The sequence below is a fragment of the Azospirillum sp. SYSU D00513 genome (genome assembly GCF_017356015.1).
In the GTDB taxonomy this organism is placed as follows: Bacteria; Pseudomonadota; Alphaproteobacteria; order Azospirillales; family Azospirillaceae; genus Azospirillum.
In genome coordinates this window covers 15,049-29,665 of record NZ_JAFIQV010000064.1, presented here as the reverse complement: position 1 = coordinate 29,665, position 14,617 = coordinate 15,049, and the positions used below count along the sequence as shown (strand labels likewise).

Here is a 14,617-nt window from a genome sequence, read left to right as displayed (position 1 = left end):
CCTCAATCCTTCGAACCGCCCGGTGCGGACCCGCATGCCGGGTGGTGTGGGAGGGGTGCGGTCCACCAGGATCGCCCCCTATCCCGATGAAGCCGGTTCAGCGGACGGGGTAGGTCACGACGTCGACGGTCGTCTCGACCGCCGTGCCGGCGAGGCTGACGGCCGTGCCCGCCACGCTGGCGGCGCCGCTGACCACGCCGCAGGCGGACAGGCCGAAGGCCAGCAGGGCGGCGGCGGGGAGAAGGCGGATCAGGCGGCGCATGGTCGGTTCTCCGGATGCGGATGGAGCGAGCTGGAACATGGCCATTGAACCATGGCCTTCGCCAGCGATCCGTTAAGGACGCCGGGGCTGGCCGGGACAAAAAAGGGCCGCCCGGCGCCGCAGCGCCGGCCCGGCCATGCCCGCCATGCCGGATCGGCCCTTTCCGGCGGCGGGCGGGGCGCCTAGGTTAAGGCACTCTCCGCCAGTCTTTCCCATCAGGCCATGACCAGACGACAATCCTCCGCTCCCCCGATTCCGCAATTGGGGGAGGCGAGCGTCATCCGCTCGCTCCTGCCCTATCTCTGGCCGCGCGACGCGGTGGGCATGCGGGTGCGTGTCGTGGTGGCGGTGGCGCTGCTGATCGCCGCCAAGGTGGCGAACATCTACGTGCCACTCTTCTACAAGGAGGCGGTGGACGCGCTGGCCCCGTCGGAGGCGGGGCTGGCGGTCACCATTCCGCTGGCGCTGATCGTCGCCTACGGCCTGTCGCGCGTGCTGTCGCTGGTCTTCGCGGAGCTGCGCGACGCCGTCTTCGCGCGGGTCGCCCAGCGCACCATCCGCAAGGTCGCGCTGTCGGTCTTCCAGCACCTGCACGCGCTCAGCCTGCGCTTCCACCTGGAACGCCAGACCGGCGGGCTGACCCGCTCCCTGGAGCGCGGCACGCGGGCCATCGAGGCGCTGCTGCGCTACACGCTCTTCTCCATCGTGCCGACGCTGGTGGAGATCGCGCTGGTCTGCATCATCCTCTGGCGGATGTTCGGCGTCTGGTACGCCGTGGCAACCTTCGTCACCGTCTTCGGCTACATCGTCTACACCTTCCTGGTGTCGGAATGGCGGCTGAAGCTCCGCCGGATCATGAACGACACCGACAACAAGGCCAACACCAAGGCCATCGACAGCATCCTGAACTACGAGACCGTCAAGTATTTCGGCAACGAGGCGCACGAGGCCCGGCGCTACGACCAGGCGCTCCAGTCCTACGAGGTCGCGGCGGTGCGCAGCCAGCAGAGCCTGTCGCTGCTGAACATCGGCCAGTCGGCGATCATCTCCGTCGGTCTGGCGGTGATCATGGGCATGGCGGCGGGCGGCATCGCGCGCGGCACCATGACGCTCGGCGACTTCGTGCTGGTGAACACCTACCTGCTCCAGCTCTACCAGCCCCTGAACTTCTTCGGCGTCGTCTACCGCGAGATCAAGCAGTCGGTGCTGGACATCGAATCGATGGTGGCGCTGCTCGGCGTGGACCGCGAGGTGGCCGACCGGCCGGACGCGCCGCCGCTCGCCGTGCAGGGGGGCGAGGTCCGGTTCGAGGACGTGCGCTTCGGCTACGACCCGCGCCGCCCGATCCTGAAGGGCGTCAGCTTCACGGTGCCCGCCGGCAAGACGGTGGCCATCGTCGGCCCGTCCGGCGCCGGAAAGTCGACGATCAGCCGCCTGCTCTTCCGCTTCTACGACATCAACGAGGGGAGGGTGCTGATCGACGGGCAGGACATCCGCGAGGTGCAGCAGGCGAGCCTGCGCGCGGCGCTGGGCATCGTCCCGCAGGACACCGTGCTGTTCAACGACACCATCGCCTACAACATCGCCTATGGCCGCCCCGGCGCCGGGCCGGAGGAAGTGGAGCGGGCTGCCCGGCTGGCCCACATCCACGACTTCGTCCTGGGGCTTCCCGACGGCTACCAGTCCATGGTGGGCGAGCGCGGGCTGAAGCTGTCGGGCGGCGAGAAGCAGCGCGTCGCCATCGCCCGCACCATCCTGAAGAACCCCGCCATCCTGCTGTTCGACGAGGCGACCTCCGCGCTCGACACCCACACCGAGCGAGAGATCCAGGCCAACCTGCGCGAGGTCAGCCGCGGCCGCACCACGCTGGTGATCGCGCACCGCCTGTCCACGGTCATCGACGCCGACGAGATCCTGGTGCTGGAGGCCGGCCAGATCATCGAGCGCGGCCGCCACGCCGACCTCCTGTCGCAGGGCGGCGCCTACGCCGCCCTGTGGGCGCGCCAGCAGGAATCCATCCAGGGTCCGGAACCCGTCCCGGGCGTCCTGGCGCCGACCTGACCGAGGGGCTTCCAAACTCCGGGCGCAATTCATACGTCATTTCCGCGTAGGCGATGCGGAATGAACAGGTTTCGCGAGGCATCGACTTACTGAAAGAAATGGATGTTTCCGTCATCCCCGCGAAAGCGGGGATCCAGACGTCCGCAGAACGGACCCTGTGGAAGAGCCCTGGACCCCCGCTTTCGCGGGGGTGACGGAAAAGTGGTTTCTTCCAACAGCATACCATAACGCCGAACAGGCGCCGACCTGACAAAAGACGAAAGAGACACGCCCATGGGTCCCGTACGCCAGGAACTGCGCGAAGCGACGCAGGAGATCCACGACCGGCTGGACCGGGCCGCACTCCTGCGCCCCTTGGTCGAGCCGACCGTCACGGCGGAGCAGTACCGCACCGCGCTGGTGGCGCTGCACGGCTTCCACGCCCCGGCGGAGGCCCGCATGGGCGGGCAGGGGGAGCGCGTGGCGCTGCTGCGCGCCGATCTCGCCGACCTCGGGCTCGATCCCGACCGGCTGCCGGTGGCGGACGAACTGCCGGCGCTGGAGGCCGAACCGGCGCGGCTGGCCGCGCGCTACGTGCTGGACGGCTCGGCCCATGGCGGGCGGGCCATGCTGCCCAACATCACCCGCGCGCTGGGCTTCGACGCCGCGCGCGGCGCGCGTTTCCTGGCCTCCGCCGGGGTGGACGCCCAGGCGCAGTGGAAGGTCCTGCTGGCCCGGCTGGAGGCGGAGATCGCGACACCGGAGGAGCGCGCGCTGGCGCGCGGCACGGCGGTCGGGCTCTTCGCGGCCCTGGAGCGCTGGCTCGCCCGGCTGGAGCGCGATCCCGCCCTTTATGAGGGCGTCCCGGCGCGCTAGCCTGTCCGCATGACGACGCCCCCGCCGCCCCCGGCGCCCGACAATTCCGTCCTTTCCCTGGCCGAGGCCGTGCGCCGGGGCGACCGGCGCGCGCTGGCCCGCGCCATCACCCTGATCGAATCGACGCGGCCCGACCACCGCGCGCGGGCCGACGCCCTGCTCCAGGCTCTGCTGCCCTACAGCGGGAACTCGGTGCGTGTGGGCATCAGCGGGGTGCCGGGGGTCGGCAAGTCCACCTTCATCGAGGCTTTCGGGCTGCACGTCATCGGGCTGGGGCACAAGGTCGCGGTGCTCGCCATCGACCCCTCCTCGCAGCGCACCGGCGGCTCGATCCTCGGCGACAAGACCCGCATGGTGGATCTGTCGCGCGAGCCGGCCGCCTTCATCCGCCCCTCGCCCGCCGGCTCCACGCTGGGCGGGGTGGCGCGCCGCACGCGCGAGGCGATGCTGGTCTGCGAGGCGGCCGGTTTCGACGTGATCGTGGTGGAGACGGTCGGGGTCGGGCAGTCGGAGACGGCGGTCGCCGACATGGTGGACCTGTTCCTGCTGCTGCTGCTGCCAGGCGGCGGGGACGAGCTGCAGGGCATCAAGAAGGGCATCGTCGAGCTGGCCGACCTGCTGGTCGTCAACAAGGCCGACGGCGACCTCGCCGCCACGGCGCGCCACACGGTCGCCGACTACCGCCACGCGCTGATGCTGCTGCGCCACGAGGCCGACTGGATCGTGCCGGTTCTGAGCTGCTCGGCCATCGGCAAGCAGGGCATCGACCGGGTCTGGGCCACCATCGGCGAGCACCGCGCCCTGATGGAGCGGTCCGGCGCCCGCGCCCGCCGGCGGGCGGAGCAGGCGCGTGCATGGCTGTGGAGCGAGATCCGGGAAAGCCTGCTGGAGGCCTTCCGCACCCACCCCGGCCTGCGCGCCGACCTGCCGGCGGTGGAGGCCAGCGTCGGCGCCGGCGAGGCCGTCCCGGCGGCCGCCGCCCGCGCGCTGCTGGACCGCTTCCTCGGACGTGCGCCGGACCGCAAGGCCTGAACAGGGTGGCTGAACGGGTAGCGCCGGGCGGTCACCTATCCGAATGGGCTTGCTGCACTGCGGAAATTCCCTTTTGTGCCGCCCCGCTCCTGTGGATAATCTCGGATTCGTCAGCATCAAGCCGGCGGCGCTCGGGCCGCCTTCAGCGGGAGACCTGAGAATGACCCCCAATTTCCTAGGCCTTTTCGGCATGGCTGGCCTTGCCGCCAAGGGCGAAGCCGCCCAGGGCAATGCCGCTCCCCAGGCCATGCAGGCCGCCCGGACCATCGCGGAATCCTCCGCGTCGCGCGCCACCCGCGTGGCCGGCGTGCTCCAGGACGGATACCGGCACTGGCTCGACGGGATGGCCGCCGGGGTGGAGAATGGCACCCGCTTCGTCAGCGGGCTGTCCGGCGTCGCCAACGTGTCGGACCTCGCCGCCCTGAACCATGAATGGATGAACCGCTCCCAGGCGCTCGCCATGGAGCAGTGGCAGACCTTCATGGAGATCTCCTCCAGGCTCTCCGCCGAAATGGGGCTGCCCAAGCTCCCGGCACCGGAGGTGGGATCCTTCGGCGCGGCCCGCGCGGCGGTGGACGAGGCCGCCAAGGCGGCGGCACCCGTCGCGGCGTCCGTGGCGGCCGCACCCATGGCTGCGGCGCCTGCGGCCGCTGCTCCGGCAGCCGCTCCGAAGGCCGCCACCCCGGTCCCCGCTCCGAAAGACGCCGCCCCCAAGGACGAGGCCACGGACAAGACGGTGCCGGTCCATGTGCCCGATACCGATCTGACCGCCGTGGTGCCGCTGGCGGCGGCGCCGGCCCCGGCGCCCGAGATCGCGCCCGTCGTGGCCCCGGAAGCCGCTCCGGCCCCCACCGTCGTTCCCGCGGTCGCCAAGGCGCCCGTTCCGACGCAGGCGGCACCGGTCCAGCCCTCCAAGGCGGCGGCGCAGCCCGCCTCGAACGGGACGGCCGCCCCGCGCCGCAAGCCCGTTCCGCCCATGGGCGCGCCGGCGCAGTGAGGCCGGGAGAGGAGCCGGAACGCCGGGCGCGGCACACGCCCGGCGATTCTTTCCGGGCGTAATCCTCTCCCGTGGCGATCCTTCCTTGACGCGACCGTGCCGGATCGCTTATACAGCCGCCTCCTCGGGCGGGTTGCTGCCCGGAACCGGGTTCATCTTGTCAAAGTAAAGGAATAGTCCGATGGCACGTGTGTGCTCCGTGACCGGCAAGGGCACGCAGTTTGGCAACAACGTCAGCCACGCCAACAACAAGTCGCGCCGCCGTTTCCAGCCGAACCTGCAGGAAACGTCCGTGCTGAGCGATGCGTTGGGCCAGCTCGTTCGCCTGCGTCTCTCCACCAACGCGATCCGCACGATCGAGCACAAGGGCGGCCTCGACGCCTTCCTGCTCGACGCCAAGGACGCCGTTCTGAGCCTCGAGGCGCGCCGCCTGAAGCGCCGCATCGCCAAGAAGGTTCAGGGCCAGCAGGCTGCTGCCTGATTGAGGTTGACGGGGGCGCCCGCCGCCCCCGGCCATCCCAGGACGACTCCGACTCCCGGTTGAGAGTGGCACGCCGAGCCGGCAAGGCTCCGCGTGCCTTTCGTCTTTTGGGGGTTGGCCCGGAGCCGGGGACGCGTCATACGGGGAGCGGTGCGACGAAGCGCTCCTCGCCGGTCGAGAAATCGACCAAGTCCTTTCGGCCGTCCGAGTGTTTCTTGATGACGTGACCGGGTGGTGTGTCCTGCTCCCGGTAATAGATCGGCTGCCCGGCCGCCAGATGCTCCCGCGCCGCTGAATCGTCCTCTTCGGCGAGCATGGCGTCGAAGCGCTCCATGAACTGGCGCTCTTCCTCCGGACTCATTCGGTCAAGATTTTCAATGGACAGGTCCATGTGGCCGCTCCTGCTTCGAACGATGCGTATGCCATGCAGCATTCGTAGAGAAAACAACAACCTAACCGTCACCCTCGCGAAAGCGGGGGTCCAGAGTTCACCAGAACAGCACACGATGGGCAGTTCTGGATCCCCGCTTTCGCGGGGATGACGGAAAGTATATTTCTGCGGAATTTGTTTCCGTATTCGAAAGCGCACACATTTCCCTCTCCCGCAGTGGAGAGAGAACAGTCAACCATCTCCAACATACACCACCCCCCACCCGTCACTCCACCGAGTCCGGGTCCTGGGCGTCCACCACGCGCCGCGCGATGTCGTAGGAGAAGCCGGCGCGGCCGAGGGCGGCGAGGTCCTTGTCGCGGTGGGCGGGGCGGGCTTCGGGGAGGCGGTAGGGGCCGAGGCGGCGGCGGCGGGCCAGCGCCAGGGCGGCGGTCAGGTTCAGGTCGCCCTCGACGTCCTCGTCCAATGACTCCAGCGCGCGGGCGGCCCCCTCGCGGTCGATGCCCTTGGCGACCAGCTTCTCGCGGATGGCGCGGGTCGAGGTGCCGCGCCGGTGCAGGCTTTCGGCCCGCATGCGCGCGTAGGTCTCGTCGTTCAGCAGGCCGCTGCGGCGGTAACGCGCGATCAGCTCCTCGACCCAGCGCGCGCCTTCCTCGCGCTCCGTGCCGTGGGCCTGGACGGAGCGGTCCACCTTGCGCATCAGAACGCGGCGCAGGTTCGCCTCCGAACTGGCGAAGCGCTCCAGGTAATGGAGGGCGGCGTTCTCCAGATACTGCGCGGTGACCAGCCGGGGTGGCTTGCGCTCGTACGGTTTCCGGTTGCTGGTGCCCCGGTCAGAACCTTCGCCGCTCATGGCTGTCTCCCTGTACGGGCTGTTGCCGGTGTTGGGCGGTGGCTCTACAGTCCCGCCCGATCCCCCGCCCCTGTCCCTCGATGTGCGATGCGATGACCCATCCCCTTCCTCCCATGCCCCGCGCCGTCGGCTCCGTCAACTGGGTCGGGCTCTGGACTCTCTACGCCCGCGAGGTCTGGCGGTTCCTCAAGGTCTACCAGCAGACCATCGCGGCCCCCGTCGTGACCACGCTTCTCTATTACGCGGTGTTCTCGCTGGCGCTGGGGGCGGGCGGGCGCAGCGTCGGGGATGTGCCCTATCTCCAGTTCCTCGCACCCGGCCTGATCATGATGGGCATCGCGCAGAACGCCTTCGCCAACACCTCCTCGTCGGTGGTGATCTCCAAGGTGCAGGGGAACATCGTGGACATCCTCATGCCGCCGCTGGCGCCGCTGGAGCTGGCGACGGCCTTCGTCATGGGCGGGGTGACGCGCGGCCTGTGCGTGGGGCTGGTGACGGGGCTCGTGATGTGGCTGTTCGTGCCGGTGCAGATCGCCCATCCCGGCTACGTGCTGTTCCACGCGGTGATGGCCTCGATGCTGCTGTCGCTGGTCGGGCTGATCGGCGGCATCTGGTCGGAGAAGTTCGACCACATCGCCGCCGTCACGAACTTCGTGGTGACGCCGCTCTCCTTCCTGTCGGGCACCTTCTATTCGGTGGAGAGCCTGCCGCCGGTCTTCTGGTGGATCGCCCATTTCGATCCGTTCTTCTACATGATCGACGGCTTCCGCTACGGCTTCATCGGCCATTCCGACGGCACGCTCGGGGTGGGGGTGCTGGTGATGCTGGGCATCAACGCCGCCCTCTGGTGGCTCGCCTGGCGCATGCTCAAGACGGGCTACAAGCTTAAGGCGTAGAATCCCCGCATCCGGGATCGCCCATTCCGTTGACAGGCCTGGGCAATCCCCGGATAGTTGCCGCTCCCGGCGGGCAGGGGTGTCCGCCGGGCTTTCGCGTTTTCAGGAGGCTTTTGCCGTGATTCCGGTCGTTATGCCCACATACTCCCGCATCGACGTCGTGTTCGAGCGGGGCGAAGGTCCGTACATCTACGCGACCGACGGGCGACGATTCCTGGACTTCACCGCCGGTATCGCGGTCAACGCGCTCGGCCACGCGCATCCGCATCTCGTGAACGCCCTGACCGAGCAGGCGAAGAAGCTCTGGCACACCTCCAACCTGTTCCGCGTCGAGGGGCAGGAGACGCTGGGCCGCCGGCTGGCCGAGGCGACCTTCGCCGACACCATGTTCTTCTGCAACTCCGGCACGGAGGCGTGGGAGCTGGGGGTGAAGCTCGTCCGCAAGTACCATTACGAGGCGGGGAACACGAAGCGTCACCGCATCATCACCTTCGAGCAGGCCTTCCACGGCCGCTCCACGGGCGCCATCTCGGCCTCGAACCAGGAGAAGATGGTGAAGGGCTTCGGCCCGCTGCTGCCGGGCTTCGACATCGTCCCCTTCGGCGACCTGGACGCCGTCCGCGCCGCCATCACGGACGAGACGGCGGCCATCGCCATCGAGCCGATCCAGGGCGAGGGCGGCATCCGCTCCGCCTCGGCGGAGTTCCTGCGGGGCCTGCGCGCGCTCTGCGACGAGCATGGGCTGCTGTTCTTCCTGGACGAGATCCAGAGCGGCATGGGCCGCACCGGCAAGCTGTTCGCCCATGAGTGGGCGGGCGTCACGCCGGACGTCATGACCGTGGCCAAGGGCATCGGCGGCGGCTTCCCGCTCGGCGCGCTGCTCGCCACGGAGAAGGCGGCCTCCGGCATGACCGCGGGCACGCACGGCTCGACCTACGGCGGCAACCCGCTCGCCATGGCGGTGGGCAACGCCGTGCTCGACGTCGTCCTGGCGCCGGGCTTCCTGGACGGGGTCCAGCGCACGGGCGACCGCCTCCAGGCGGCCCTGCGCGGCCTGATCGACCGCCACCCGGCGGTCTTCACCGAACTGCGCGGCCACGGCCTGCTGCTCGGGCTGAAATGCGCCCCCGCCAACCTGGACGTCGTCGCCAAGGCGCGCGGCAACGGGATGCTGATCGTCCCGGCGGGTGACAACGTCGTGCGGCTCCTGCCGCCGCTCAACATCGAGGACGCGCACATCGAGGAGGCCGTGGCCATCCTCGACAAGACCGCGCGGGAGTTCGCAGCATGAGTGCCGGCACCCTTCAGGGCGACAAGACCGCCAAGCCCATCCGGGGCGCCGGGGCCGTCCGCCATTTCCTCGACATCGACCGGCTCGACACCGCCACGCTGCGCGGCATCCTCGACAGCGCCCGCGCCATCAAGCGCGATCCCGGCGCCTACCGCCGCCTGCTCGACAACCGCACGCTGGCGATGATCTTCGAGAAGCCCTCCACCCGCACCCGCGTGTCCTTCGAGGTCGGCACGCGCCAACTCGGCGGCGAGGTGGTGGTGCTGAAGATGGACGACATGCAGCTCGGCCATGGCGAGACCATCGGCGACACGGCGCGCGTGCTGTCGCGCTACGTGGACGCCGTCATGGTCCGCACCACGGGCGAGGAGCGGGTGCACGAGCTTGCCGCGCATGCCAGCATCCCGATCATCAACGGGCTAACGGACCAGTCCCACCCCTGTCAAATCATGGCCGATATCCTTACATACGAGGAGCATCGCGGGTCCATAGCCGGACGGGTGGTGGCCTGGAGCGGCGACGCCAACAACGTCGCCGTCAGCCTGGCGCACGCGGCGGTGCGATTCGACTTCGAACTGCGCATGGCCTGCCCGGCCTCGCTCGGCCCCTCTCCGGCTCTGCTGGAGTGGGCCGCGGGCGAGCGGACGGGCCGTGTGGTTTGCACCGACAGCCCTGAGGAGGCGGTGCGCGGCGCCGATCTGGTGGTCACCGACACCTGGGTGTCGATGAACCACACGGATGTGGACAACCGCCACAGGCTCCTCGCCCCTTATCAGGTGAACGAGCGTCTGATGAGCCTCGCCAAGGGCGACGCGCTGTTCATGCACTGCCTGCCCGCCCACCGCGGGGAGGAAGTGACCGACGGCGTGATCGACGGCGTCCATTCCGTGGTCTGGGACGAGGCGGAGAACCGCCTCCACGCCCAGAAGGCCATCCTCGCCTGGTGCCTGGGAGCCTAAAAGAAGACACCGCATGAGCAACGACCCTTCCGTCCAGCCGCTGTCCGACGATTATTTCGTCCCGTTCCAGATCGAGGCCTCGCAGCTGCGCGGCCGCATGGTCAAGGTCGGCCCGGCGCTGGACGACATCCTGAAGCGCCACGCCTACCCGGACTCGGTCGCCCGCCTGCTGGCGGAAACGGCCGCACTCGCCGTCCTGCTGTCCAGCATGCTGAAGTACGAGGGCATCTTCACCCTCCAGACCAAGGGCGACGGGCCGATCCGGCTGATGGTGGCGGACGTCACCTCCGTCGGCGACCTGCGCTGCTACGCGCAGTTCGACGAGGAGGCGGTGCGCAAGGCCGAGCGGGACGTGGACATCGCCCCGGCCGCAGCCCTGCTGGGCAAGGGCTACATCGCCTTCACGGTGGACCAGGGCCAGGACACCGACCGCTACCAGGGCATCGTCGAGCTGTATGGCAAGACGCTGGCCGACTGCGTCCAGCACTATTTCCGCCAGTCCGAGCAGATCGACACCGGCCTGACGGTGGTGGCGGACAAGGACAGCGAAACGGGCGCCTGGCGGGCCGGCGGCATCATGGTCCAGCGCCTGCCGGAAGACCCGAACTCGCACCTGCCGCCGTCCGACACGCGGGAGGACGACTGGCGCCGCGCCATGGTCCTGCTGTCCACCGCCACGGGCGACGAGCTGCTGGACCCGGCCCTGCCGGCCCAGACGCTCCTTCACCGGCTGTTCCACGAGGACGGGCTGCGGGCCTGGGCGCCGACGGCGCTGCGCTTCGGCTGCCGCTGCTCGCGCGAGCGGGTGTCGGACATGCTCGCCAGCCTGCCGCGCGCGGAGGTCGAGGAGCTGAAGGTGGACGACAAGAACGTCGAGGTCACCTGCCAGTTCTGCTCGACCACCTACGCGTTCGACGAGGCCGAACTCGACCGCGTCTACGCGGGGAAGTGAGGCCGGCGCCCCCGCCGATGCCCCTCCGGAGGGCAGGGCGGGGGCCTTTTCCTATCGCTTGGTCCCGGGAAAGGGCGCGGCTATAGTGCCGCGCCTTTTTCCTTTTCACCCGGAGCGATGATGCCGTCCCGCCGCCTTGTTCTCGCCGCCGGCCTTGCCGCGCTCGCGCTGTCCGCCTGCCAGAGCACCCCGCCGCGCCCGGCGACGCGCCCCGCCGATTTCTCCAGCTTCGGCCCCATCGTGCTGAACGCCGGCAGCGTCGACGTGGTGGAAGGCGTGCGCGCGGCGGGCGGCAACAATGTGGAGCAGCGCTCGCCCGTGACGCCGGCCGAGGCGGTGCGCCGCTGGGCGTCGGAACGGCTCCAGGCGGCGGGCGGCCCCGGCCGCGTGCGCGTCATCATCCGCGACGCCAGCATCATCGAGGTGCCCCTGCCGAAGACCGGTGGCGTGCAGGGCTATTTCACCAACCAGCAGGCCCAGCGCTACGACGGCCGGCTGGACGTCGAGATCACGGGCGAGATCCCCGGCGAGGCCTTTTTCCGTGGCCGGACCCAGGCGACCGAGACCTACTCGATCACGGTGCCGGAGAACATTTCGCTCGCCGACCGGGAAGCCACCTTCCTGCAGATCACCAACCGCCTGATCCAGGGGCTGAACGCCCGCCTCGACGCCGGCATCCGCAAGGATCTGGCGCCGATGGTCCGCCGCTGAACCGGAGCCCGGCCATGAAGACGCCCGCCATCGCCGCCGCCCTCCTCCTCGCCGCCCTCCCGGCCACGGCAGCGGAGGTCCGCCTGTCCGCCGCCGTCGGCGATTCCCTCGTCCAGATCGTCGAGGACGCCCCCCAGGCGATCCGGGTGACGGTCAACGAGAAGACCGTCCTGGACGAGCGCCGGAGCCAGGCGGTCGGGCTCGTGAACGTCTACAACGCGAAGCAGCGCTGGCTCCTGCTGCTGCGCCAGACCAGCGCCGACGCGTCCTGCCCGGTCTCCTACCGCATCCTCGACCTCGGGACGGAGACGCCGTCGGTCTCCTTCCCCTTCGGCAGCTGCAGCGAGGAGCTGGAGGTCGCGGTGGAGGAGGGGATGCTGACCGTCTCCATGCCCGGCAAGGCTACCGGCACCAAGTCCGCCTGGACCTACGCCGAAGGAACGCTGTTCCGCAGCCGCTGAGCGGCGGTCCGTTCCGAAAGCAGAAAAGGCCGCCCAAACGGGCGGCCTTTCCTTTTTCATGACGCGTCCCTCGGAACAACGACTCTGAAACCAACGGCCGAAAGGCCGTTGGAGGCCGCGACTGCGGCCCGCGGTCACGTGACCGCGAAGCCAAGCGGCCGGCCAACCAAACCCGACAGCCGCGCCCGGCGTCTGAGGGGACGTTGGACGTGGAGCGTCCAACGTCATCAATCAATAACGATAGTGGTCCGGCTTGAACGGACCCTGGGCCGGCACGCCGATGTACTCGGACTGCTTCGGGGTCAGGGTGGTCAGCTTGGCGCCGATCTTGTCGAGATGCAGGCGGGCGACCTTCTCGTCCAGGTGCTTCGGCAGGACGTAGACCTTGCGCTCGTACTTGTCGGCGTTGGTCCACAGCTCGATCTGCGCCAGCACCTGGTTGGTGAAGGAGGCGGACATCACGAAGCTCGGGTGGCCGGTGGCGCAGCCGAGGTTCACGAGGCGGCCCTGGGCCAGCACGATCAGGCGCTTGCCGTCGGGGAAGACGACCTCATCGACCTGCGGCTTGACCTCTTCCCACTTGAGGTTGCGCAGGGCGTCGATCTGGATCTCGCTGTCGAAGTGGCCGATGTTGCAGACGATGGCGCGGTCCTTCATCTGGCGCATGTGGTCCAGCGTGATGACGTCCACGTTGCCGGTGGCGGTGACGAAGATGTCGCCCAGCGGGGCGGCCTCGTCCATCGTGACCACCTGGTAGCCTTCCATGGCGGCCTGGAGCGCGTTGATCGGGTCGATCTCCGTCACCATGACGCGCGCACCCTGCGAGCGCAGCGAGGCGGCCGAGCCCTTGCCCACGTCGCCGTAGCCGGCGACGACGGCGACCTTGCCGGCCATCATCACGTCGGTGGCGCGCTTGATGCCGTCCACCAGCGACTCGCGGCAGCCGTACAGGTTGTCGAACTTCGACTTGGTGACGCTGTCGTTGACGTTGATGGCGGGCACCAGCAGCTTGCCGGCCTTCATCATCTCATACAGGCGGTGCACGCCGGTCGTCGTCTCCTCGGAGATGCCGCGGATGTCCTTCAGCATCTCGGGATACTTGTCGTGCAGGATCTGGGTGACGTCGCCGCCGTCGTCCAGGACCATGTTCGGGGTCCAGCCGTCCGGCCCGCGCAGGGTCTGCTCGATGCACCACCAGAACTCCTCCTCCGTCTCGCCCTTCCAGGCGAAGGTGGGGATGCCGGCCGCCGCCATGGCCGCCGCGGCGTGGTCCTGGGTCGAGAAGATGTTGCAGGACGACCAGCGCACGGTGGCGCCCAGGGCCACCAGCGTCTCCATCAGCACGGCGGTCTGGATCGTCATGTGCAGGCAGCCGACGATGCGGGCGCCCTTCAGCGGCTTGGAGTCGCCATACTCGTCGCGCAGCGCCATCAGGCCGGGCATCTCCGTCTCGGCGATGGCGATTTCCTTGCGGCCCCAATCGGCGAGGCTGAAGTCCTTGACCTTATAGTCGGTGAAGCTGGCGGCCATGTGGCTGTCTCCTGACGAACGAAGATGTGGCAGGGAGCCCCATGGCCGCCCGCCTTGGCGTCAGGGTGTAGCAGCAGCACCCCTTGGGCGCAAGCATAAAGATATCTTTATGTCTTGTCGGTAAGCCCCGGCGCGGTCAGGCGCCGAAGCCCCCGTCGATGGTCTGGAACGAACCCGTGATCATCGCGGCCTGCGGCCCGGCGAGATAGGCGGTGAGTTCGGCGACCTCCTCCGCGCGGATGTGGCGCTTGATCGCCATGAAGCCGCGCATGGCGTCCGCCATCGGCCCATCCTCCGGGTTCATGTCGCTGTGGGTCGGGCCGGGCTGGACGGCGTTCACGGTGATCCCGCGATGGCCGAAGTCGCGGGCGAGGCCGCGCACCATGCCCTGCACCGCCGCCTTGGTCAGGGCGTAGGCCGCACCGCCGGCGAAGGGCATGCGGTCGCCGTTGACCGAGCCGATCACGATGATCCGTCCGCCGTCCGGCATGCGCCGCGCGGCCTCGACCGCCGCGTGATAGGGCGCGCGGACGTTCACGTCGATCATCCGGTCGATGGCGTCGGGGTCGAGGGTCAACGGATCCCCGAGCACCGCCGTGCCGGCGTTGACGACCAGCACGTCGATCGGCCCCCGGCCGGCGACGGTGGCGATCAGCGCGTCCCGGTCGGCGCTGTCGGTCAGGATCGCTTGCGTGCCCGTCTCCGATGCCAGGGACGCGGAGGCCTCGGCCGACCCGGCGTAGGTGAAGGAGACCCGTGCGCCGTCCGCCGCGAAGCGCCGCACGATGGCGGCGCCGATGCCCCGGCTGCCGCCCAGAACCAGAACCGACTTGTCGCTGAAACCCGGCATTCCATCCTCCTCGGCTTCCGCCGCTTTGAAATGTA

At 69.3% G+C, this 14,617-nt stretch carries 16 protein-coding genes; 11 read left to right on the top strand and 5 right to left on the bottom strand.

From position 1 onward, the window contains the following. Nucleotides 1-97: 97 nt before the first annotated feature. Nucleotides 98-262, bottom strand: coding sequence for a hypothetical protein (locus tag JUB11_RS29735; RefSeq protein ID WP_207462426.1), 165 nt, complete (start codon nucleotides 260-262; stop codon nucleotides 98-100). Between the two features lie 222 nt (nucleotides 263-484). Here JUB11_RS29735 and JUB11_RS29730 point away from each other — a divergent pair, with 222 nt between their 5' ends. The 5 genes from JUB11_RS29730 to rpmB all read left to right on the top strand — a co-directional run bounded on the left by JUB11_RS29730 (nucleotide 485) and on the right by rpmB (nucleotide 5,688). After that, a complete protein-coding gene (locus tag JUB11_RS29730) occupies nucleotides 485-2,323 on the top strand; it encodes an ABC transporter ATP-binding protein/permease (RefSeq protein WP_207462425.1) in 1,839 nt (612 codons plus the stop codon). A 273-nt stretch (nucleotides 2,324-2,596) separates the two neighbouring features. Then, nucleotides 2,597-3,178, top strand: a complete 582-nt coding sequence (locus JUB11_RS29725) for a biliverdin-producing heme oxygenase (protein WP_207462424.1) — start codon at nucleotides 2,597-2,599, stop codon at nucleotides 3,176-3,178. Between the two features lie 9 nt (nucleotides 3,179-3,187). Then, nucleotides 3,188-4,210, top strand: a complete 1,023-nt coding sequence (gene meaB / locus JUB11_RS29720; protein ID WP_207462423.1) for a methylmalonyl Co-A mutase-associated GTPase MeaB — start codon at nucleotides 3,188-3,190, stop codon at nucleotides 4,208-4,210. Between the two features lie 160 nt (nucleotides 4,211-4,370). Beyond that, nucleotides 4,371-5,207: a hypothetical protein gene (locus JUB11_RS29715; RefSeq protein WP_207462422.1), complete on the top strand. Its 837-nt coding sequence runs from the start codon at nucleotides 4,371-4,373 to the stop codon at nucleotides 5,205-5,207. Between the two features lie 181 nt (nucleotides 5,208-5,388). After that, entirely contained in the window at nucleotides 5,389-5,688 is a 300-nt protein-coding gene (gene rpmB / locus JUB11_RS29710; protein WP_207462421.1) for a 50S ribosomal protein L28, read from the top strand. A gap of 136 nt (nucleotides 5,689-5,824) precedes the next feature. Here rpmB and JUB11_RS29705 read toward each other — a convergent pair whose 3' ends face one another. Together JUB11_RS29705 and JUB11_RS29700 are read right to left on the bottom strand one after the other, a co-directional pair. Then, a complete protein-coding gene (locus JUB11_RS29705; RefSeq protein WP_207462420.1) occupies nucleotides 5,825-6,079 on the bottom strand; it encodes a hypothetical protein in 255 nt (84 codons plus the stop codon). A 265-nt stretch (nucleotides 6,080-6,344) separates the two neighbouring features. Next, on the bottom strand, nucleotides 6,345-6,932 hold the full coding sequence (locus tag JUB11_RS29700) for a RecX family transcriptional regulator (RefSeq protein WP_207462419.1): 588 nt from the start codon (nucleotides 6,930-6,932) through the stop codon (nucleotides 6,345-6,347). 92 nt (nucleotides 6,933-7,024) lie between these two features. Here JUB11_RS29700 and JUB11_RS29695 point away from each other — a divergent pair, with 92 nt between their 5' ends. The 6 genes from JUB11_RS29695 (at nucleotide 7,025) to JUB11_RS29670 (ending at nucleotide 12,202) form a co-directional block, all read left to right on the top strand. Continuing rightward, nucleotides 7,025-7,828 carry an ABC transporter permease gene (locus tag JUB11_RS29695; RefSeq protein WP_207462418.1) on the top strand — a complete coding sequence of 268 codons (804 nt, stop codon included), beginning with the start codon at nucleotides 7,025-7,027 and terminating at the stop codon, nucleotides 7,826-7,828. Nucleotides 7,829-7,961: 133 nt separating this feature from the next. Further along, nucleotides 7,962-9,119, top strand: coding sequence for an aspartate aminotransferase family protein (locus JUB11_RS29690; RefSeq protein WP_207462429.1), 1,158 nt, complete (start codon nucleotides 7,962-7,964; stop codon nucleotides 9,117-9,119). After that, complete coding sequence (gene argF / locus JUB11_RS29685; protein ID WP_207462417.1) at nucleotides 9,116-10,078, top strand: ornithine carbamoyltransferase; 963 nt, start codon at nucleotides 9,116-9,118, stop codon at nucleotides 10,076-10,078. Before JUB11_RS29690 ends, argF begins: the two co-directional genes overlap by 4 nt. A 13-nt stretch (nucleotides 10,079-10,091) precedes the next feature. Continuing rightward, nucleotides 10,092-11,030: an Hsp33 family molecular chaperone HslO gene (locus tag JUB11_RS29680; protein ID WP_207462416.1), complete on the top strand. Its 939-nt coding sequence runs from the start codon at nucleotides 10,092-10,094 to the stop codon at nucleotides 11,028-11,030. Nucleotides 11,031-11,147: 117 nt separating this feature from the next. Next, complete coding sequence (locus JUB11_RS29675; protein WP_247887422.1) at nucleotides 11,148-11,741, top strand: hypothetical protein; 594 nt, start codon at nucleotides 11,148-11,150, stop codon at nucleotides 11,739-11,741. A 14-nt stretch (nucleotides 11,742-11,755) separates the two neighbouring features. Next, nucleotides 11,756-12,202 carry a hypothetical protein gene (locus JUB11_RS29670; protein WP_207462415.1) on the top strand — a complete coding sequence of 149 codons (447 nt, stop codon included), beginning with the start codon at nucleotides 11,756-11,758 and terminating at the stop codon, nucleotides 12,200-12,202. 231 nt (nucleotides 12,203-12,433) lie between these two features. On the opposite strand, the gene ahcY is transcribed toward JUB11_RS29670, so the two are convergent. Both ahcY and bdcA read right to left on the bottom strand, forming a co-directional pair. Then, nucleotides 12,434-13,732, bottom strand: coding sequence for an adenosylhomocysteinase (gene ahcY, locus JUB11_RS29665; RefSeq protein ID WP_207462414.1), 1,299 nt, complete (start codon nucleotides 13,730-13,732; stop codon nucleotides 12,434-12,436). 136 nt (nucleotides 13,733-13,868) lie between these two features. After that, nucleotides 13,869-14,582, bottom strand: coding sequence for an SDR family oxidoreductase (gene bdcA, locus JUB11_RS29660; RefSeq protein WP_207462413.1), 714 nt, complete (start codon nucleotides 14,580-14,582; stop codon nucleotides 13,869-13,871). Nucleotides 14,583-14,617: the final 35 nt, after the last annotated feature.

Coding starts and splice junctions, on each gene's coding strand:
- meaB (WP_207462423.1), top strand. CDS start 3,188: ATGACGACGCCCCCGCCGCCCCCGGCGCCCGACAATTCCGTCCTTTCC.
- rpmB (WP_207462421.1), top strand. CDS start 5,389: ATGGCACGTGTGTGCTCCGTGACCGGCAAGGGCACGCAGTTTGGCAAC.
- JUB11_RS29735 (WP_207462426.1), bottom strand. CDS start 262: ATGCGCCGCCTGATCCGCCTTCTCCCCGCCGCCGCCCTGCTGGCCTTC.
- JUB11_RS29695 (WP_207462418.1), top strand. CDS start 7,025: ATGACCCATCCCCTTCCTCCCATGCCCCGCGCCGTCGGCTCCGTCAAC.
- JUB11_RS29730 (WP_207462425.1), top strand. CDS start 485: ATGACCAGACGACAATCCTCCGCTCCCCCGATTCCGCAATTGGGGGAG.
- JUB11_RS29700 (WP_207462419.1), bottom strand. CDS start 6,932: ATGAGCGGCGAAGGTTCTGACCGGGGCACCAGCAACCGGAAACCGTAC.
- JUB11_RS29680 (WP_207462416.1), top strand. CDS start 10,092: ATGAGCAACGACCCTTCCGTCCAGCCGCTGTCCGACGATTATTTCGTC.
- JUB11_RS29675 (WP_247887422.1), top strand. CDS start 11,148: ATGATGCCGTCCCGCCGCCTTGTTCTCGCCGCCGGCCTTGCCGCGCTC.
- ahcY (WP_207462414.1), bottom strand. CDS start 13,732: ATGGCCGCCAGCTTCACCGACTATAAGGTCAAGGACTTCAGCCTCGCC.
- JUB11_RS29725 (WP_207462424.1), top strand. CDS start 2,597: ATGGGTCCCGTACGCCAGGAACTGCGCGAAGCGACGCAGGAGATCCAC.
- JUB11_RS29705 (WP_207462420.1), bottom strand. CDS start 6,079: ATGGACCTGTCCATTGAAAATCTTGACCGAATGAGTCCGGAGGAAGAG.
- JUB11_RS29670 (WP_207462415.1), top strand. CDS start 11,756: ATGAAGACGCCCGCCATCGCCGCCGCCCTCCTCCTCGCCGCCCTCCCG.
- argF (WP_207462417.1), top strand. CDS start 9,116: ATGAGTGCCGGCACCCTTCAGGGCGACAAGACCGCCAAGCCCATCCGG.
- bdcA (WP_207462413.1), bottom strand. CDS start 14,582: ATGCCGGGTTTCAGCGACAAGTCGGTTCTGGTTCTGGGCGGCAGCCGG.
- JUB11_RS29715 (WP_207462422.1), top strand. CDS start 4,371: ATGACCCCCAATTTCCTAGGCCTTTTCGGCATGGCTGGCCTTGCCGCC.
- JUB11_RS29690 (WP_207462429.1), top strand. CDS start 7,962: ATGCCCACATACTCCCGCATCGACGTCGTGTTCGAGCGGGGCGAAGGT.